This window comes from Ellagibacter sp. (genome assembly GCF_048412355.1).
GTDB lineage: Bacteria > Actinomycetota > Coriobacteriia > Coriobacteriales > Eggerthellaceae > Ellagibacter.
This window is the reverse complement of sequence record NZ_DBFSAP010000051.1, coordinates 1-19,501: the sequence shown is the minus strand read 5'-3', so window position 1 is coordinate 19,501 and position 19,501 is coordinate 1. Positions and strand designations below refer to the sequence as shown.

The 19,501-nt window shown below is 60.8% G+C and carries 13 protein-coding genes; 2 read left to right on the top strand and 11 right to left on the bottom strand.

All coding sequences use genetic code 11. The features are described from left to right. The first annotated feature begins 13 nt into the window (after positions 1-13). Positions 14-3,985, top strand: coding sequence for an acyl-CoA dehydratase activase (locus ACMRQN_RS08105; RefSeq protein WP_418734563.1), 3,972 nt, complete (start codon positions 14-16; stop codon positions 3,983-3,985). A 156-nt stretch (positions 3,986-4,141) separates the two neighbouring features. Here the strand turns inward: ACMRQN_RS08105 and ACMRQN_RS08100 are convergent, their stop codons facing one another. The 6 genes from ACMRQN_RS08100 to ACMRQN_RS08075 form a co-directional block, all read right to left on the bottom strand. Beyond that, positions 4,142-5,056 carry a 3-phosphoglycerate dehydrogenase gene (locus ACMRQN_RS08100; protein ID WP_418734562.1) on the bottom strand — a complete coding sequence of 305 codons (915 nt, stop codon included), beginning with the start codon at positions 5,054-5,056 and terminating at the stop codon, positions 4,142-4,144. 238 nt (positions 5,057-5,294) lie between these two features. After that, positions 5,295-6,206 (bottom strand): dimethyl sulfoxide reductase anchor subunit family protein, encoded by a 912-nt coding sequence (locus ACMRQN_RS08095; protein ID WP_418734561.1) that lies wholly within the window; start codon positions 6,204-6,206, stop codon positions 5,295-5,297. A 9-nt stretch (positions 6,207-6,215) separates the two neighbouring features. After that, the gene (gene dmsD, locus ACMRQN_RS08090) at positions 6,216-6,857 is read right to left on the bottom strand and encodes a Tat proofreading chaperone DmsD (RefSeq protein ID WP_418734560.1); all 642 of its coding nucleotides are present in this window, start codon (positions 6,855-6,857) and stop codon (positions 6,216-6,218) included. A 117-nt stretch (positions 6,858-6,974) separates the two neighbouring features. Continuing rightward, entirely contained in the window at positions 6,975-7,838 is an 864-nt protein-coding gene (locus ACMRQN_RS08085) for a dimethyl sulfoxide reductase anchor subunit family protein (RefSeq protein WP_418734559.1), read from the bottom strand. Position 7,839: 1 nt separating this feature from the next. Next, complete coding sequence (locus tag ACMRQN_RS08080; protein WP_418734558.1) at positions 7,840-8,460, bottom strand: 4Fe-4S dicluster domain-containing protein; 621 nt, start codon at positions 8,458-8,460, stop codon at positions 7,840-7,842. A gap of 32 nt (positions 8,461-8,492) precedes the next feature. After that, positions 8,493-10,910 carry a DMSO/selenate family reductase complex A subunit gene (locus tag ACMRQN_RS08075; RefSeq protein WP_418734557.1) on the bottom strand — a complete coding sequence of 806 codons (2,418 nt, stop codon included), beginning with the start codon at positions 10,908-10,910 and terminating at the stop codon, positions 8,493-8,495. A gap of 376 nt (positions 10,911-11,286) precedes the next feature. Between ACMRQN_RS08075 and ACMRQN_RS08070 the strand changes: the two genes are divergently transcribed. Next, complete coding sequence (locus ACMRQN_RS08070) at positions 11,287-12,900, top strand: helix-turn-helix transcriptional regulator (protein ID WP_418734556.1); 1,614 nt, start codon at positions 11,287-11,289, stop codon at positions 12,898-12,900. 57 nt (positions 12,901-12,957) lie between these two features. Here ACMRQN_RS08070 and ACMRQN_RS08065 read toward each other — a convergent pair whose 3' ends face one another. The 5 genes from ACMRQN_RS08065 to ACMRQN_RS08045 form a co-directional block, all read right to left on the bottom strand. Next, positions 12,958-13,614 (bottom strand): SanA/YdcF family protein, encoded by a 657-nt coding sequence (locus ACMRQN_RS08065; protein WP_418734555.1) that lies wholly within the window; start codon positions 13,612-13,614, stop codon positions 12,958-12,960. Positions 13,615-13,773: 159 nt separating this feature from the next. Next, on the bottom strand, positions 13,774-16,329 hold the full coding sequence (gene leuS / locus ACMRQN_RS08060; RefSeq protein ID WP_418734554.1) for a leucine--tRNA ligase: 2,556 nt from the start codon (positions 16,327-16,329) through the stop codon (positions 13,774-13,776). 78 nt (positions 16,330-16,407) lie between these two features. After that, on the bottom strand, positions 16,408-17,400 hold the full coding sequence (locus ACMRQN_RS08055) for a GHKL domain-containing protein (RefSeq protein WP_418734553.1): 993 nt from the start codon (positions 17,398-17,400) through the stop codon (positions 16,408-16,410). Between the two features lie 15 nt (positions 17,401-17,415). Beyond that, positions 17,416-18,408 (bottom strand): hypothetical protein, encoded by a 993-nt coding sequence (locus tag ACMRQN_RS08050; RefSeq protein WP_418734552.1) that lies wholly within the window; start codon positions 18,406-18,408, stop codon positions 17,416-17,418. A gap of 4 nt (positions 18,409-18,412) precedes the next feature. Continuing rightward, positions 18,413-19,189, bottom strand: coding sequence for a LytR/AlgR family response regulator transcription factor (locus ACMRQN_RS08045; RefSeq protein WP_418734551.1), 777 nt, complete (start codon positions 19,187-19,189; stop codon positions 18,413-18,415). Positions 19,190-19,501 lie beyond the last annotated feature (312 nt).

Below are 19,501 nucleotides of genomic sequence, written 5' to 3'. Positions count from 1 at the left end.
TGGCGCTCGAAAGATGACGACAGAGGAGCCCACCAAAACGTATCGCTTCGGGATCGACGCAGGGTCGAAGACCGTGAAAGTGGCGATCGTCGGCGAGGACGGCACCGTGGTGAACTCGATTTACCGCCGCCATCTCTCGAACATCCGCGAGACGCTTGTCGATATTCTGCACAACCTGGTCTGGCGTTACGGCGACCTTCCCGGCAAGGCAACCGTCACCGGCTCGGCGGGCATCGCACTCGCCGAGATGCTCAAGCTCCCATTCGTGCAGGAAGTCCTGGCAACCGAGCGCGCTGTGAGGGAACTCTGCCCCGATGCTGACGCCGTCATCGAGCTTGGCGGTGAGGACGCGAAGGTGATGTATCTCTCGGGTGCCCCCGAACAGCGAATGAATGCGACCTGCGCCGGCGGAACGGGCGGGTTCATCGACTCGATTGCCTTCATGCTCGGCGTGCGCACAAGCGATATGAGCCGACTTGCGGGCGGCGCGTCGCGCGTCTACCCCATCGCGTCGCGATGCGCCGTGTTCGCGCAAACCGACGTGCGACCCCTTTTGAACGCCGGCGCCAAGAAGAGCGACATCGCGGCAAGCGCCCTTGAGGCCGTCGTACGCCAAACGATCACCGGGCTCGCGTGCGGGCGGCCCATCAAAGGGAAGGTCATCTTCCTCGGGGGACCACTGGAATTCATTCCCGACCTGGTCAGGCGCTTCCAAATCGGCCTTGGGCTGAAACGCGGAGAGGGCATTAGGCCGCGCTGGGCCCACATCTTCACCGCCCATGGCGCCGCGCTGTATGCAGGGGAGCTGCCAGAAAGCAAGCCCACATCGCTTGGGCAACTCGAAGAGCGCATACGACAAGCGGATGCGCCGGAAGATGACTTAACGCGGCTTGAGCCCCTGTTCGCAACCGACGAGGAGCGCGAGGCGTTCAAGAAGCGCCATGCACGGGTTGATTTCCCTCGAAAGAGGCTCTTCGATTGCAAGGGTCCGCTTTACTTAGGGATAGACGCGGGTTCGACCACAGTGAAGATGGCCGTTATCGATGATGCGGGCAACCTCGTTTATTCCTGCTATACGCCGGTGCAGGGCGATGCGCTTGACACCGCAACCGAGGAGCTGCTCGATTTCGACAGATCGCTCCCCCACGTCTACGGCACGGACGAAACGACCGCCTGGGTTGCACATGCCACGGCGACGGGATATGGTGAGGACCTGCTGCGTGCGGCGCTCGGTATTGATTCAGGCATCGTGGAGACGACGGCGCACGCCCGCGCGGCAATGGAGCTCGTGCCCGACGCGACGTTCGTGCTCGACATCGGCGGACAGGACATGAAGGCGCTCTGGATCAAGAACGGCATGGTGTCGAACGCCATCCTCAACGAAGCATGCTCGAGCGGCTGCGGATCGTTCATCGAGGGGACCGCACATTCGCTGCGCCTGAACCCCCATGCATTCAACGACGCCGCACTTACCTCGGAGCATCCTGTTGACCTGGGGACGAAATGCACGGTGTTCATGTCGTCCCGCGTCAAACATGCCCAGAAGATCGGGGCGAGCGTCAACGATTTGGCGGCAGGTATCGCATACTCGGTGGTGAAGAACGCCCTGTTCCGCATCATCGGCGCCGAGAGGATCGACTCGCTGGGGCCTAAGATGGTCGTGCAGGGCGGGGCATTCAAGTCCGATGCCGTGCTGCGCGCGTTCGAGAAGATTTGCAGTGTGGAGGTCATCCGCCCCGAATCCGCCCATCTTATGGGGGCGATCGGCGCCGCGCTGATCGCACGCGAGCGAGCTCATAATGCGATGGAGAAAGCCGACGACAGCTTGGACGCAGCGCCGCGAAGCACGATGATTTCCGCGCGCGAGCTTGAGTCGCTGTCCGTCGAGCGCTTCTCGTCCCGATGCCCGGGGTGCTTGAACGCATGCCTTCTCGCCATTGCCGATTTTGGGAATGGTAGGCGTTTTATCAGCGGAAACAAATGCAGTAACGCGAATGACTTCGAGTTTTCGCGCAACGGGGATCAAAAAGCCCGAGCCGAGGGAACAAACGCGGTCGAAGGACATGGGCGGCACTCCCGCCCCCGCCAGGTCCCGAACGCGATCGCCGTCGAGCAGCATCTGCTGCAGTCGGTTGGGAGCGTAGCGCAAGGCGGCGCCCGCGGGACGCGCGCGATCGGCATCATGAACTGCTTCGAAACCTACGAATATACGCCGTTTTGGCGGACGTTGTTCGCAGAGCTTGGTTTCAGCGTCATTATGCCCGACGATGCTCGTGGAGCCTCGCCCGAACAGGCGGCGCTCGCAACCGTCCCCGCCGAAGGTGCATGTTTCCCCGCAAAGATAGCGCATATGAGAGCTTTTGACCTGATGAACGCAGGTGCGGACACCATTTTCATGCCCCGTTTCAACCGTATCGGGCGTTGTGCGGTGTCGTGCGAATACGCCGATGCGCTCGCAGATGCCGTGCCCGCGTTTGAGCAAGGGAAAGTGCGGCTTTCGCGACCCCACCTCTCATCATTCAAGGTGGCGCGCATTGCAAAGGACGAGGACGACCTCTCGACGCTCTTTTCCGAGGTGGGAAGCTTCTGCCCTGACGGCGCGCCGCTTTCCCGCGAAGAATTCGACCGCGCCCTCGAAAAGGCGCTCGCGTCGCAAAGGGAATTCTTCGATGCGATCGCCCGGGCGAACGGGAAAGTGATCGACTGGCTTGCCGAGGACGCACAGCGGCACGCTATCGTGGTTGCCGGGCGCCCCTATCACACCGACCCTCGCCTTATGAGGGGAATCGACACGATGCTTACGAAGTTGGGGTTCGCCATCTTGTGCCCCACAAGCTCAGACACGTGGGCGACGCGTCGACCGCACGATCCGAATTGCCCGCCATGGAAACCGGGCAAGCACCTTGCACGCCTCGCTCGCTTCGCTGCCGAGAATCCGCAGGTCAATCTTGTGTGCCTGCAATCGTTCGGCTGCGGCTACGACGCGCTGAGCCTCGAAGACGCGCGCGACATCCTCGAAGCGGCAGGCAAACCCTTCACCGCGCTGAAAATCGACGACCTTTCGGACAAGGCGCACCTCAATATCCGACTTCGCACACTGGCCGAGGGAATCGAGTCGATGAGCCGCCGCGGAGGAAGCGCGCAAAGATCGCTCACCGAGAGCCCGAAAAAGCGCGAATGCGCAATTGGCGGCCCAGCTGCCAGTATCTTGGCCGCAACATCGCATGTCGAGAAGGGGCGCGCCGCAGTCGAAGGCTTCGCAGGCAACGCAGAGGTCCCCGAAGTTTCGGGCCGTGAGATCGAGCGTATTCCGAACGTCATGAGCGAGGGTATATCCGCCGTCGATGCACAGGTGGCGCAACGCCAAGTACCAGGCGACGTCTGCTTTACCGCAGCGGCTCTCATCGCACGCACTCTGCGAATAGTTGAGGAGAATCCCCAGTTCAAAGCATTGCGAATCCCGCTGGTCTGTAACCGCTGCCTGCTCGACGGGCTCGCCCATACCGTTTGGCGGCTCAACGGCAGTTGCCCAGAGATCATATGGGAAGAACGCTGGCCGCAACCCATCGAAAAACCCGCCACGCCCAAGGAAAAAGACGCCAGGCGAGTTCTCGTCGGCATTGTCGGCAATCCGCTTCTCTGCTTCGACGCCTTCATGAACGATTCCATCTTGAAGCTACTGGAACGCCTGGGGTGCGACGTTGCGATGCCCGACCCCGACAAGCTCTTCTGCGAGGACGTCCGCTATCTCGACCAGCTGGACGAGTTCTCACGCAAAGGGGTCGATTGCGTAATCTACCTGCAGAGCTTCGGCTGCATGAAAGCGCATGTGCACGCCCGCGGCTTCGCCCACGAATACGCGCAGCGCTACCCCGATATGCCAATCACCATCATCGACTATGACCCCGAATCATCGGCGCTGAACAGGGAGAACCGCATCCGTCTCGCCGTGGAGGCCGCCCAGCGGGCGAAGAAGGAAAGATAGGCACCAACATAACAATGCCGCGCCTGGCAAACCCGAGCCCGCCGCAAGCACCCGGCAAATTGCGCACGCGAGGTACGCAGGGAGCTTATGGTGGGAAGGCGGGCGCCGAGCGCGGCCTTGAAAGCGGCCCGCTTTACGAGCCGCCCATCCGAATAACTAGTTGACGCAGTGAACCTTCTTGCCCGTTTCCAGGTAGTCCATGACCTCGCGCACGGCCATTTCCGCGCAGTTTTCCTCAGCCTCTGCGGTCGATGCGCCCAGGTGAGGAAGGACAAGCGCGCCCTCCATCGTCATAACCTCGGGCGTTGCGAAGTCCGTCACGTAACGGCGAACCTTGCCCGACTCAAGCCCCGCGCGCATAGCATCATTGTCGATCAGAGTGTCGCGCGAGAAGTTCAGAAACGCCGCGCCCTCCTTCATGGCCGCAATTTCGTCCGCACCGATCATACCCTTTGTCTTCGGCGTCGCCGGGACATGAATCGTGATGTAATCGCAGCTCGCGCACAGGTCGAGCAAATCATCGGTGAAACGAAGGTTCGGGGAGATGGTGGCTGCTCTCTCGGCATCGAGGAACGGATCGTAGCCGACCGTCTTCATCCCCAGCGCCTCAGCTGCGGGGATGACGAGGCGCCCGATGGCGCCAAGACCGATCACCCCGAGCGTCTTTCCCATGATCTCGGTACCGGCGAACTGCTTCTTCGCCTTCTCGGCGCTCTTCGCGATGTTCTCGTCGTCCGCGTTGTGGCGGCACCACGCGGCGCCTCCCACGACATCGCGCGCAGCCATGAACAGGGCACACAGCACGAGCTCCTTCACCGCGTTCGCGTTCGCGCCTGGCGTATTGAACACGGGAATCCCGCGCTCGGCAAGCGCGTCGAGCGGGATGTTGTTCACGCCCGCGCCCGCGCGCGCAACCGCCTTCAAGTTGTCGGAGAATTCCATCTCGTGCATGTTCGCACTGCGCACGAGGATGACGTCGGCCTCCGACACGTCGTCGGTCAGCTCATAGTCGGACGACAGGAGCGCCAGCCCTTTTTGCGAGATGTTGTTCAAGCAGTGCACTTTGTACATGGAATCCCCTTTCTATTGGTAGGTTTACCGCACAGGATAACGCGGCGGCGGCACAATGCACGGGGAAAATACTGTAGGCGGCTAAAGTGGCGCCTATTAAGACGCGCTGGCCGCCGAAAGCGGGAAATGAGCAGTTGGCGGTGGTAGTGGGCGAAAACCCCGGCGCCAGCAGCCGCGAGCGGCTTGGGATCGCATGGGCGAGGGGTCTGGCGCCTGCGGGCCCGCAGCTGCGATCACACTAGAAGCTGATGCCGACCGTCATATGCATCATATAGAACGAGAAACGCATCACGAAGATGCCCGCGAGCACAAGCAGGGCCGCAACCGAGGCGCGCAAAACCGAGATGGTCATCTCGTCGGGAGACGCCTTCCCCTCCTGCGACACAGAGGGCCTGAACAGCGACAACGCGTCGATAGCGATTCCCGCCGCAGCGAAAACGGCGAAGACGCAGACGAGCAGCGCGTAATGCGGCACCAAATCGCCAGCGGACGCGACGGCGTTCTCGGCCGGCAAAACAATCGCCCCCTGAAGGGCATACACGACAAGGCATGCCGCCAGCGCAATGACCGCAAGCACGAGCATGAGCCGCCCAAAGCGGTTCCCCCGCGATTTCCACCGCGCAGCCCTTAAGCCCACGATGGCGAGGACCGGCCCGCCGAGCAGCGCGTTCGTCCACAGGCTCAACGGGGAAAACGGCGTGTCCCACGTGACGATGGTGCTCGCGGAGTACGCGAAGGCGATGGCTGTGATGCACGCGATGGCGCTTGCGCACGCCCCGACGGCGAGCAGGCGCTGGAGCAGCCGACGGGGCTTCACGGCGAACGAGTAGAGCCAGTACACGCCCGAAAACGCGAGGAATATGACGGCGCTGAACACCTCGTTGGAAAGTGGGCTTCTCCCCACCCCCATGAACACGTAGAGCGCGTTCGCCGGGTTCCCCAGATGCGTGGCCGACGCGACAAGCCCCACCAGCGACACGATGAGCGGGATGCAAAGCGCCTTGTCGATGCGGCGATGGGCGTCGTCGGAGAGCCTTCCGCGAATAATAGGGAGCGACATAAGCGCGTACGCCACCGCACCCGAGGGTGCAAGCGTCGTGAAAAGCACGAGTGTGATTTCGCTGAACGCGGTGGCGAATCCCGTCGACATGATGATTCCTTACTTGTAGAAGCGCGGAAGCTTTACGGAAAGCCCGCGGAAATCCTGAATGCCGAGAAGCGTCGAGCACGTGAGCTCGGCAAGGCCGTGGTAGAAGGGATGGTGGGCGGCAGAGGCAAGTTTTTCCAGGTAATGCGGCGCCCACGTGAGAAGATGATTGCACAGGTAGTCATCGAGCGCCTCGGGCTGCGTACGACAAAGATGGGACATGAGGGCCAGCATGAGGCCGATGTGGTCCTCGGGGGTCTTCTCGTCGGTCGCCCGCGCGACGCCATGCTCGCGCATCCACGCGCGCAACGCAAGCGTCGCCTCGCCGAACACGACGCACTCGCGATCGGTGTAGACCGACCCCCACGGCGGAGCCACGAGGTGCCCTGGCCCTACGAAAAGGGCTCGATACTCCCAAACGAGGTCGTCGGTGACGCCTTCCGCCAAACCTTCGACCATTTCCTGAAGAGCAAGGGCAGACGATGCCGTCTCGGCGAAAGGCCACTCGCGCGCCGCCGCGTCGGCATCGAGCGACGCCAAGGCAGAAAAGGACGCCTGCGCGCCGCCTGTCTTCGGGTCTTCCAGGAAAAACGGCGCGAGCGTGTCGCCTACAAAAGCAATCGCGTCGAGCATCTCGTCAAACTGTTCGGCCATAGCGAACCCCCTCTTATCCTGTCGCCTGAATATAGCACAAGCTCCGCTACTGGGAAGGTGGTAGCGGAGCTTGCTCATTTTGAGCCGCAAGGGCGGGTCAAAATCGCTGGGAAGGCGTTACCCGAAGTAGATGCCCACCGACATCTGGATTGCGTAGAACGCCATGCGGGCCAAGAAGATGCCCACCAAAGCCGCGATGCCAGCCGTTGCAGCAAGGCCGGTTGCAGCTTCCTTCTTCACGGAGACGAAGACGAACGCTGCGGCGACCACGATAAGCGCCAGGCCGTCAACGGCGGGAAGGAGGGCGCCGGAGACCAGCTCAGAGCCGGAAACAAGCGCGTTCTCCATACCAGAGGCCATGGCAAGCTGGCCAGCCAGGCCCACGATGGCGAGCACCGCGCCCACAACGGCAAGCCCGATGATGGCAGACTTGAAGGACCCCTTGCACGCATCGGCCCACGCGCCCGCACTTGCAAGCACGAGCGCCGCAGTGGCAGCACCGCCGACGAGCGCGAAACCGAGCATCTGCACGGGAACGAGCGGCGTGTCCCAGGTGGCAATAGTGCTCATGACATACGCCAGGCCGGTGAAGATGGCGAAAATGACGGCCAGCACGGCCACGACGGCGGCGAAGCCTTTACGGGCGGACCCGCAAAGCTTGCCCGCGTTCGCAGCGATCACGTACACGATAGCGACGATTGCGAACACACAGCCCGCGATGATCTCGTTCGACATCGGGGAACCCGCGCCCAAAAACACCGAGGGGGCGTTCATCGGACTGGCCAGGTGGAAGAATGCGCAGATGAAGCCAGCGATGACAATCACGAGCGGGATGATGGTGCCGCGATCGATCTTCTTTTGCTGTTCGTCCGAGAAACTCGTGGTGAAGAAAGCGCACGCAAGGGCGAGAAACGCGCCCGCACCCAGCGGCGCCAGCGTGGTGAAAAGCGCCAAAGGCAGCTCAGCAACGGAAAACTGCATGCTACATCACCTCCAGGGGATTGACGATCTTCGCCTCAACGTCGTCGGTAGGACGCGCGTCGACGGAAGCTTTGATGTACAGGTTCGGATTGGTATAGGAAGGCTTGGGGAGCGGGGCAATGCTGCCGCGCTCGCCGAGCTTCGCCATTTCGTCGACCGTGCCGAACGAAAGGGCGCGCGCTGGGCAGGCCTCGACGCAAACGGGCGCTTCACCAGCGGCAACGCGATTGGCGCAACCGTCGCACTTCACGCTGTGGCCCTTTTCGCGGTCGACCTTCGGCGCATTGTAGGGGCATGCCATGTGACAGTAGCCACAACCGATACACTTGCGCTCGTCGACGGACACAAGCCCTGTTTCGGAATCTTTGTGCATAGCCGTGGTGGGGCACACTTTCGTGCACGCCGGGTCGTCGCAATGGTTGCACGACATGGACAGCGGATAGCTCACGCAGTTCGTCGTGATGCAGCCATTAGCGTCGCGGGTGGTGTCACCCAAGGTCACCTCGTACACCTTGCGGAACGCAGTGCCAACGGTGAGGTCTTTGAAATCTTTGCAGGCCATCTCGCAGGTTTTGCAACCCGTGCAGCGAGTGCCATCGAAATAGAATGCATATTGAGTCATTTCTCTGCTCCTTTCTTAAGTCTCGCTGCGCTTTACGCCTTGACGACCTGGCAGATGTTGGTGTGCTGCGGGTTACCCTTCGACAGGGGCGAGGGGCGATGGGTCGTGAGCGTGTTGATGGAACCGCCCTTGTCAAGACGCGCGTTGTGGTCGGAAGACGACATATCGGCTTCGTGCCATGCACCCTGCGAAATCGCTACAACACCGGGGATGACGCGCGGGGTGACCTTTGCGAGAAGCTCGATCGTGCCGAACTCGTTTTCCACATGAACGGTATCGCCCTGTGCAATACCGCGGGACTCGGCGTCGGCCGGATTAATCCACGCCTCCTGCGGATTCACTTCCTTGAGCTCTTCGACGCCGCCCCACGAAGAATGCAAACGGCCACGATAATGGAAGCCGGTGAGCACGAGCGGATGCTCGTCTGTGATGGTCTCGACGCCATACCATTCGGGGAGGTACGCGGGGATCGGCGGCATCGTGTCAATCCCTTCGATGGTGTCGTCTTTGGCGACTTCCCAACCATCGGTGAACTGAAGCAGCTTCTCGGAGAAGATTTCGATTTTGCCGGACGGCGTATCGAGCGCATTGGCGACAGGGTCGGCGACGAACTTGTCCATGGAGACCTTCTTCTTGCCCTTAGTCACCACGACACCCTGCTTTTGAGCCTCTTCAAAGGTCGGAAGCGAGGCGTTCTTCGCGCGAGCCTGCTCGTAGAGATCGCGAATCCATTCTTCCTCGGACTTGCCCTCGTCGAACTTGTCTTTCGTGCCGAGCTTTTCAGCGATGAGCTGGGCCATCTCGAACGCGGTCTTGCGCTCGAACTTCGGCGTAGTGCACGGGGTGCCCGTAATCATGTACGCGTTGTCACCGCCGGTGCCGATCTGCGTGTTCTGTTCGAAGCGGAACATGTCAGGCAGAATGACGTCGGCATACTTCATTGAGTCGCACAGCACCGTGTCAATGCCGAGAATAAACTCGCATTTGCTCTCGTCGGAGAGAACATCATGCACGTAGTTGATGTCGCCGTTCTGGTTGGTCAGGCAGTTGCCGGCATAGTTGATCATGTACTTGATATTGACGGACAGCTTGTCAACACCCTTGACGCCAGCGTTCTTCGACGTCATCTCCGTACCGTGGTCGATCGCATCGGCGAACAGGAAGCAGGGGATGGACGCCTTCACGGGGTTCGTGCCTTGGGGCATGCTCGTGAGGGACACCGAGTTGGAGCCTTCGCGGGTGCCATTGTTGGTGCCGGGAAGGCCGATTTGCCCAACGAGGCACGGCAGCAGCATAATAGCCCATGCGGTCCATTCACCGTTGCTGCGGCGCTGCGGGCCCCAGCCCTGCACGACGTAGAGCGGCTTGGTGCTGGCGATTTCTTCAGCGAGGCTTTCGATGCGCTTTTCGGAGATGCCGGTGATTTTCGCAGCCCACGCCGGGGTCTTCTCGACCTTGTCGTAGCCAGTGCCCATGACGTAGTCGGTGTAGGACATGTTCTTGCCCTGATAGGACTCGGGCATCGTTTCCTCGTCGAAGCCGACGCAGTAAGTATGCAGGAAGTCGGTATCGACCTTGTTGTTCTTGATGAGCCAGTGCGCGATGCCGGCAACAAGCGCGGCGTCGGTGCCCGGATTGATGGGCAGCCACTGATCGGAATGACCCAAAACGGAGTCGTTCATACGCGGATCGATGACGTAAATCTTGCCCTTGGTTTTCTCACGCATATGCGCATAGTCGTAATGCGAGACTGCGCCGCCCTGACGGGTCTCGGTCGGGCTCGAGCCGAACACCAGGATGAGCTCAGCATCTTCCGCGGCGGAAAGGGTGGAGCCACTGTTATTCTTCGAACCGTACATGTACGGCGTGATGCAGCTGATCTGCGCGGTGGAATAGCTGTTGTAGAACTTCAGATAGCCGCCGAGCGTGTTCATCATACGGTAGAACGGGCGCGCGGTGGTGGCGGAAACACCCGTAGCATACGGGATGTAAACGGCCTCGTTACCGTACTGGTCGATAACTTCTTTGAGCTTCGTGGCCGCAAGATCGATGGCTTCGTCCCACGAAATGCGCTCGAACTTGCCCTCGCCGCGCTTGCCGGTGCGCTTCATCGGGTAGTTGATGCGGTCGGGGCTGTTCATCCAACGACGATAAGTGCGGCCGCGAAGGCACGCACGAGGCTGAGGCTCATCGAAATCGGCGTCCTTGCTCGTGTAGGTGTCGACCCACACAACCTCGTCATCCTTCACATGGAACTTCAGGCTGCAACGGCCCGGGCAGTTGATCGCGCAATGGCCCCATGTCGTGGTCTCTTCCGCCTCGGCGAACGCCGGCGTTGCAGAAGTAAACAGAGAACTCGTTGCCGCGGCACCTCCGCCGACAGCTGCCAGGGCGCCCAAAGCCCCCGTCGTTTTCACGAACGTGCGGCGACTTACGCTCACGTCTGACATAGCACTCCCCCTCTTTCTCATTTCTTCGGACTCGCAGTGGACATCTCGAACCCACCGCCTTTGCGAAGCGATTCCCATTCGCTCCGCGCGCGCCCTTCCGCTATGGGATCTCGTTACAAGGGCGCGATTACACGGTATGCACTTTAGCTGCTTGCCGCTGAATGCGTGTCACATAAAACGTGCGAATTTTTGATTTCCGCAGGTCATGCGAATGCATGTGACAAGCTATGTGACAAGATAACCTCATATGAGTATAGTTAAAATAAGCGCCTCATCCCGTCTCCACCCACGTCGATTGCTATACTGTAGCAGCAAAAAACGCCAGCGAGCGACCTCGCGCCTGCGGAGCGACCATTCGAACAGCCCGAGGAGGAACGTGGACAGCACCACGCTAACACACCTTTTACGCCCGAACGTGGCTTCGTTGGGATATGCGCTCTTCCTGGCAATCAATGCCGCGGGCGTTTGGGGCGGCGTGTTCCCGTTCCTTCCCCTGGATTTCCAAACGCCGGAAATCATCTTCTGGTTCTTCCTCGCCCAGTCGCTCGTGTTCTCGCTGTGCTACTTCGCGAGCGCCGTGGGCGTGTACTTCCTGCCAGGGCCGACGCGCCGGTTTCTCGTGAGACTTGCCTGCATCCCCTACCTTCTGGGATGGTGCTGCCTTATCGCCGCGATTTACTTCGACCGAGCCTCACTTCCGCTCGTCGTCGTTGGTGGTGCGTTTTTGGGACTCGGGTCGGCCGGCTTCTACATGCTGTGGCAGCGCCTGTTCGCAAGCTCTGACTCCGACCGTGGAAACCTCGACCTCATCCGAGGAACGGCGTACGGCGCCATCATGTACTTCGGGCTCTACGCTATTCCCCATGCGGTGACCGCGTTTCTCATTCCCTTGGTCTTCATGCCGCTGTTCGGCCTGGCCATCGTGTTGAAAAGTCGCGAGATCGACCTTGACCAGCCGATGTTCGAGGACGTGCCGCACGAGAACGCGGCGGTGTATCGCGCCGTGATTCGCGACTACTGGCGGAGCGCCCTCTGCGTCGGCGCCATCGGCTTCTGCACCGGCATCATGCGCGCGCTCGCAATCGGCGAGCCCCAAGTCGGGTCGCTCGTGAACATGCTTTCGATGGCCGCTTCGTTCGTTGGCGCCATCACCATGCTCGCGCTGTGGAAGGTGAAGAACGTGCGGTTCAACGTCGTCGGGCTCTATCGTGTGGCGTTCCCCTTCGTGATCACGTCGTTTCTGCTTCTGCCATTCTCGTCGCTTGAATACGCCCGATGGCAGGCCGCGATTCTCTACGCGGTCTACAGCGTGGTCATCATGCTCATGATGATCCAATGCGCTCAGGCCTCGCGCGACCGCGGCATCAACCCGGTCTTTATCTACGGCTTCTTCGGCGGTATTGTATACACCCTTCATGACGTGGGATTTCTTGCGGGAACTTTCTCAGAGCAGGTGCGCATTTTGGGTATCGACCCCTTAGCGACGACCGCGCTCGTGTCGCTGTACCTTCTGGGGTTCATGTTCTTCATCGGCCAAGGCGGCTTCAGGCGGGTCCTTCGACACGACCCGTCCGCTGAGAACATCGAGCTTATCATGCTCGACGGTCGCGGCAGCGGCCAGCCTGATGAGAGTAAGCATGGCGCCGACCAACCTGATGGAAGCCGTCGCGACGCGAACATTCGCAGCGGCAGCCCCACCTCGCAGGCAGATGCCCCGCGCGGACGCGGCAGGCACAATTTTGAAGGCGACTTCGAGCTGACCGATCGCCTCTCAAAGCAGGCGCAAATCCTTCGCGAGCAATACCGCCTGAGCGCGCGCGAGACGGAGGTCATGGAGTATATCGCGCGCGGGTACACCGTCGCGCGCACCGCCGAGGAGCTCATCGTGTCGGAAAACACCATCCGCACGCACAGCAAGCGCATCTACGCGAAACTCGACGTGCACAAGAAGCAGGAGCTCATCGACATGCTCAAGGCCGTCGAGCTGTAGGCGCGCGCCGCTTTTCCAAAGTCGCCATTTGCGACCGTCTTCAGCAGCCAGCCGCACCTACCCCGTGACGTCGCCCGATTGGTCGAGCGAAATCGGCTCGCCCACGTACGTCGAGGGCACATCGAAGAGCGCCTTGAAGAAATCCTTCGTGCGCGCAGGAATTTCACGCACATCGTACCAGGTCTGCTTGCCGTAGCTGCGATAGTCGCTCGCCACGCCGATAGCATCGACTCCCAGGGCGTGCGCCGAGTAAAGTGCGCGGTAGAGATGGTAGGTCTGCGTGGCGACCACAACACGCGAGCAACCAAACACGTTTTTCGCGCGGTACATGCTCTCGTAGGTGGAAAAGCCCGCGTGGTCGCAGAAGATGTCCTCGGAAGGCACGCCTTGCGAGATCGCATAGCGCTTCATTGCCGCGCACTCGTTGTAGTGCTCAGTGCTGTTGTCGCCCGACATGATGATCTTGGGCGCGGCCCCTGCCTTGTAGAGCGCGATGCCGCAATCGAGGCGGTCCTGCAGAATCGTCGAGGGCGTGCCATCGGCGAACACCGACGCACCAAGCACGACGATCGCATCGGCCTGATAACCCGAGGCCTCGTCGACGCTCACGATATCGTCCTTCGTCGTGAGGACTACCAGCGCGTTCGTCGCGCCGACGACGATCGCCACGGCGGCAATGCAGGTGCACAGTATTTTCAACAACGCCTTAATCATGCAGCTATCACTTCGATGCCTTCCAAACTGCGAGATGACAAAGAAGGGTCGGCAGCTGAAACTGCCGACCCCCGATTTCCCATTCAATCCGCCGCCTAGCAAGTGATCAGCGGAGCTTGTCAACGAAACGATTGTAACGCGACAATCCTCTTTTGAGGTTTATTTCGCGACGATGTTCACCAAACGTCCCTTGACGACGACGACCTTCTTCACGTCCTTGCCCTCGATGGCCTGGGAGACGGCTTCGAGCGCCTGGGCCTTCACGTCTTCCTCCGCAGCATCGGCAGCGACCGTAATCTTCGCCTTCACCTTGCCGTTCACCTGCACCGCAAGCTCCACCTCGTCGGCCTTCGCCTTCTCGGGGTCGAACTCCGGCCACGGCTCGACGTGCACGCTGCCCTCATGGCCGAGCACCGTGTGCCACAGCTCCTCGGACCAATGCGGGCAGATCGGCGAAAGCAGCTTCACGAGCACCTCGGCGATATCGGCCGAAAGTGCCTTGAGCTCGGCGTTTGCCGCGCGCTCCTCGGCGGATGCCGCATGCAGGAAATCGCCCGTCGCGTTCGCGAGCTCCATGATGGCAGCGATAGCGGTGTTGAAGTTGTTGCGGTCGAAGTCCTCGACCACCTTGCCGCACACGCGATGACGCTCGCGCACGAGCACCTTCGCGGCTTCAGCAGCGGTCAGCTTGCCGCCTTCCTGGTAGAGCGTGTCTTCCCCCGCGACGCCGGCCAAGTCGCCAACCATGCGCCACACGCGGTTCAGGAACTTGTACATGCCCGCAAGGCCGTCCTCGTTCCACTGCAGCTCCTTGTCAGGCGGGGCCATGAACAGGATGTACGCGCGCACGGCATCGGCGCCGTAACCTGCGATCATGTCCTCGGGCGAAATCACGTTGCCCTTCGACTTACTCATGACGTCGCCGTGCTCGTCGAGCACCATGCCCTGGCACAGCAGGTTCTTGAAAGGCTCGTCGAAGTCGACCATGCCCATATCGCGCAGCACCTTCGTGAAGAAGCGGCTGTAGAGGAGATGCAGAATCGCGTGCTCGATGCCGCCGATGTACTGGTCGACGGGCATCCAGCGGTTCGCCTTCTCGGGGGCGAAGGGCAGCTCGGTGTTGTGCGGGTCGGTGTAGCGCAGGTAATACCAGCTCGAGCACGTGAACGTGTCCATCGTGTCCGTCTCGCGGCGCGCAGGGCCACCGCACTTCGGGCACGTGCATTTCGCGAACTCCTCATGCGTGGCGAGCGTCTCACCTGCTGAAAGATCGATATCCTTCGGGAGCGTGACGGGCAGGTCCTCTTCGGGAACCGGCACGAGTCCGCACGTGTCGCAGTAGATGGCGGGAATGGGGTTTCCCCAGTAGCGCTGGCGGGAGATGAGCCAGTCGCGCAGGCGGAACTGCACCGACTTCTTCCCCTTGCCCGCGGCCTCCAAGTCGCCGATGATCGCGTCGACGGCGGGCGAATGCTTGCCGCCAACCATGCCGGTGTACTTGCCGGACTGCACGAGCTTGCCCTCGGCCTCGTAGGATTTCTCCCAGTCGACCGTGGTGACAACGCGATTCTGCTCGTCTTTGAGCTGCGGATAGAGCGCGTCGTCCTCACCCAAGATGATGGGGATGATGGGCAGGTCGTACTTGCGGGCGAACTCGAAGTCGCGCTGGTCGCCGCACGGGACGGCCATGACCGCGCCGGTGCCGTAATCGGCCACGATGTAGTCGGCGACCCACACGGGGACCTTCTCGCCGTTCACGGGGTTCACGACGTAGCGGCCGGTGAACGCGCCGTGCTTCTCGCGGTCGCCCTGGGCGCGCTCGACGGCGCTCACCTTGGAAGCTGCCTCCACGAGCGCCATGACTTCAGCTTCGTATTCCGTGCCGGCAACGAGCTCGGGCACGAGCTTGCTCTCGGGAGCGAGCAGGAAGAAGCTGCATCCGAAGAGCGTGTCGGGGCGCGTCGTGAACACGGTGATCGTCTGGCCGTCGTCTTTGCCCTCGGCGGGAAGGAGCTCGAAGTCGACCTCGGCGCCTTCCGAACGGCCGATCCAGTTGGACTGCATCTGCTTCACGCGCTCGGGCCAGCCGTCGAGCTGATCGAGGTCGTCGAGCAGCTCCTGCGCGTAATCGGTGATCTTGAAGTACCACTGCGTGAGGTCGCGCTTCTCGACAGCGCCGTGGCAGCGCCAGCATTCACCTTCCGTGACCTGCTCGTTTGCGAGAACAGTCTTGCAGTTGGGGCACCAGTTCACCGGGGACTCGCGGCGCTCGACAAGCCCGCGCTTCCAGAACTGCAGGAAGATCCACTGGCCCCAACGATAGTACTCGGGGTCGCACGCAACGACCGTACGGTCCCAATCGTAGGACAGGCCCATGCGCTTGAAGGACGCCTTCTGCGTCTCGATGTTCGCATACGTCCACTTCGCAGGGTGGCTGTGGTGCTTGATGGCGGCGTTCTCGGCCGGCAGACCAAAAGCGTCCCAGCCCATGGGATGAAGCACGTCGAAGCCGCGCATCTTCGAGTAGCGGGCGATCACGTCGCCGATCGTATAGTTGCGCACGTGCCCCATGTGGATGTCGCCCGAAGGATAGGGAAACATCTCGAGCACGTACTTTTTGGGCTTCGATTCGTCTTCTCGAACGGTATTCAGACCTGATTCGTCCCACGCCTTCTGCCAACGCGGTTCGATCTCATGCGGGTTGTAAGCTTTCATGGTTGCTGCCTTCTCGTTTTCATTCTCGCTGGGTAAAAACGCGACTATGTATTGTAGCGCATCCAGAGCGCTCGCCGGCTACGTTTGCGCCGCTAGGTCGACCATTACCGACATGCGGAACCCGCCCTTAGAGCGTTCGAGGGAAACCGCCCCGTCGTAGCGCTGCACGATTGTATCGATGACGGACAGTCCCCAACCGTGCTCAGCGAGGGAGCCGCCGCTCGTCTGCTCTTCGGCGAACCTGATTCTCTCGAGAATTCCGCGGCGCGTCGTTTCACGACCCTCGTCCCCTTCCGACGCCGACTTGCTGTTGCGCATATCGAGCACAAGGTACGAACCTTTGACGGAAGCCCTGAAAACCACGAAGCGCTTGCCGCGATCGACATCTTCACAGGCGTTGAGCGCGTTGTCGAGCATATTCGACACGAGGGCGCACAGCTCGGAGTTGGAAATCGACAGCTCGGCAGGAACCTTCAGCGAGCACTCCATGTTAACGCTCTTCGCCTTGAATTCCCGCATCTTGAGCGACATCAACGCATCGAGGGCGACATGGTCGCACACGCGCAGCGATTTCCTGCTCGCAAGCACGATGATCTCGTCCACGCGCTGTCCACTTGAGGCGACTTCTCCTCGGGAAAGCTGCGCATCGAGCTCGTGGAGCTGCTCGGCGATCTTCCTGCGGATGTCGCGCGCCTCGTTTTCCACGGAGACAAGCCCGCGAGCGCCCATGCGCTCGGCATCGATCTGAGCCTCGAGCAGGCGCGCCTGTTCGCGAAGGGCATCGGCATGCTCGGCCTTCCCCAGCGCGGTGAACAGCAGCGAATCGAGCGGGATACAGGCCACACCCAGCGCAAGCGTCAAGAAAAGCATCGTCGGCTCTAGGTGGAGAAGCATCGTCGACGCCGCGATTCCCGCCACGCAGACGATCTGGCTTGCGGGGAACAGCATGCAGGGCAGCAGGTAGCGAGGCGACGTGCGGGTCAGTCGGCGGCACAGGATAGCGGCCTTCACCGTCATCGCGACCAGCACGGCAACGGTAAGCGAAAGGGAGATAACGAAAAGCGCGTCCATAGCCTTCACCCGACCCTACGCCCTATCGCTCGACAATGCGGCGGGTTCGCAAAGCGGCGATGCGGCAGAAAGGGCGGCCTTGGAGCGAAGGACCACCGAGGCATCTCGGGCGTCCATGCTCTCGATTTCCCCTAGAAGGTCGCGAACATGCTCGCGGGCGGCGTCGAATTCACCACGCGACGCGAGCATCTCGATAATCTGCAGATGGTTGCGCAGGTCATGGCGAAGTTGAGCGGAATTCTCGAGAAGGGCGGAAAGGTCGTCGAACAGCTTGAGTTCTTCGTCGAGCTGCCGTTCGAGGACCTCGATGCGAAGAGCCTCGAACCGTTCGAGCACGAAGTCGTCGATCGCACGGAACAGGACAAGGTCGGACACGAGGAAGAAGGCGCCCATGACAAGAACGCACACAACAAGCGGCGGGTTCCACGCGGCGGCTGTCCCAATACCTATGAGCGCAATCAGCAAGAAAGGCACTTGGAGCAGAGGAAACCATATGAAGTACTTCGTTCCCTCACCGATATAGCGCTTCACTTCGGGAGTCAGCCACCGGCTTTGAGCGCGGCGAAGCAGCACAAACAGCGAATCGAGCACGATCAGATGGAGACCAGACGCCACCGCATACCCGGCAAGATGGGCGTATTTCTCCTGGTAGCTAAAGGGGTCGTCAGCGACGAGCATCCAAAAGAGAAGGCACGCGAGGTAAGCGATGGTAACGACAACGATCGACGATGCGACAATGATCGCACGGTGCAGCACGCGGTCGCGCGCAAAGAGCGCAGGGGTTGCGCAGAGCAGAGCCTCCACCAGACTGAAAAGGGGCATGCCAATCAACGAGGAAAACGACACCGCCAAAAAGGAGCAGATGGAATACACGACCACGAAGAGGGCTGGGCGCGGGATGTCCAAAAGCCGCGTCATCACGTAACCGTATAAGATCTGAACCGGTAGGTACCCGACTAAATCGACAACGATGTTTTCCCAAGGCAGACCGAACGCCAGAACGTCCATCTCGCTACGCTCGCGCTTTCAAGTAATCGAGCAGCGCCTCTTTCACCTCGTGGCGCCGCTTCTGGCTCATCGGGACGCGCGAGCCGGATTTCGCAAGAATGTCGTCTTTGCCGATTTCCACAATGTCGGCAAGATTCACCACGAAGCTCTTATGGCACCGCACGAATCCTTCGGGCAGCATGACCTGAGCATCTGCGAGCGAGCAGTACACTTCCATAACACCGCCGTCGGTGTGCAACCGCAGCTTGCGGCGCTCGCTTTCCAGATACTCGAGGCAATCAGCGTCGACCACAATCGTCCGACCGCGCACGTTGAACGTGAGTGTGCAGGGAGACGACTTCGGGGGGACATCGGCACGCGCGCCTTCGCCTTCCTGCGCGTCCTGCGTATTTTGGCCCGCGAGATTCTCCAGCGCCTTTTTCAGGGCGTCATCGAGGGCGCTTTGCCTGATGGGCTTAACCAGGAAGTACACGTGTTGCGTTTCATAGACGGGCGTACAATACTCAATGTAACCAGTTGCGTAGATGACCTGGGTTTTCGAGCCCACCGGGAACAAGTCGCGCACCATGGAGATGCCGTCTGCGGCGTCGGTTCCCAAGTTGATGTCGGTGATGAGAATGTCGATTGCGCGGCCTTCGGAGACGAAGGACTCGAGTTCGGCGCGGGAAGCCATCTCGTGTATGACCAAACCCTCCGAGAAAGGCGAAGCCGCAACCCTGTCGATGAGCGCCGCCGCGCACTCTGCGTTGTCTTCGACTATGCAAACCGTGTAGGAAGGCATGTTTGCAAACCTACTTTCGCTCGCTTTCCCCTGAATGATATCGAGTATACCCGAAAGGCCCGAGTTTGACGCGCCGCCGCGAGAAGCATGAGGGGGACAATTTGAGGGGCTCTACAGCAACGCCCAGTCGATCAGACAGTCCTCGCTGCGCTGCGGAACTCGCTTTGTGGAGGTTGATTTTCATCTCTAGCCGGACACTTGCGGCATAAATAGAGTTTTCGCAGTTAGCAGGACGGGCGCGTGAGCGCCCGTCCTGTGTTTTCCCAGGTCGATATGGCCCGGTCTGCGGCAAATCGGGGCGTTCGGTTGAGT

Coding starts and splice junctions, on each gene's coding strand:
- ACMRQN_RS08105 (WP_418734563.1), top strand. CDS start 14: ATGACGACAGAGGAGCCCACCAAAACGTATCGCTTCGGGATCGACGCA.
- ACMRQN_RS08100 (WP_418734562.1), bottom strand. CDS start 5,056: ATGTACAAAGTGCACTGCTTGAACAACATCTCGCAAAAAGGGCTGGCG.
- ACMRQN_RS08095 (WP_418734561.1), bottom strand. CDS start 6,206: ATGTCGACGGGATTCGCCACCGCGTTCAGCGAAATCACACTCGTGCTT.
- dmsD (WP_418734560.1), bottom strand. CDS start 6,857: ATGGCCGAACAGTTTGACGAGATGCTCGACGCGATTGCTTTTGTAGGC.
- ACMRQN_RS08085 (WP_418734559.1), bottom strand. CDS start 7,838: ATGCAGTTTTCCGTTGCTGAGCTGCCTTTGGCGCTTTTCACCACGCTG.
- ACMRQN_RS08080 (WP_418734558.1), bottom strand. CDS start 8,460: ATGACTCAATATGCATTCTATTTCGATGGCACTCGCTGCACGGGTTGC.
- ACMRQN_RS08075 (WP_418734557.1), bottom strand. CDS start 10,910: ATGTCAGACGTGAGCGTAAGTCGCCGCACGTTCGTGAAAACGACGGGG.
- ACMRQN_RS08065 (WP_418734555.1), bottom strand. CDS start 13,614: ATGATTAAGGCGTTGTTGAAAATACTGTGCACCTGCATTGCCGCCGTG.
- leuS (WP_418734554.1), bottom strand. CDS start 16,329: ATGAAAGCTTACAACCCGCATGAGATCGAACCGCGTTGGCAGAAGGCG.
- ACMRQN_RS08055 (WP_418734553.1), bottom strand. CDS start 17,400: ATGGACGCGCTTTTCGTTATCTCCCTTTCGCTTACCGTTGCCGTGCTG.
- ACMRQN_RS08050 (WP_418734552.1), bottom strand. CDS start 18,408: ATGGACGTTCTGGCGTTCGGTCTGCCTTGGGAAAACATCGTTGTCGAT.
- ACMRQN_RS08045 (WP_418734551.1), bottom strand. CDS start 19,189: ATGCCTTCCTACACGGTTTGCATAGTCGAAGACAACGCAGAGTGCGCG.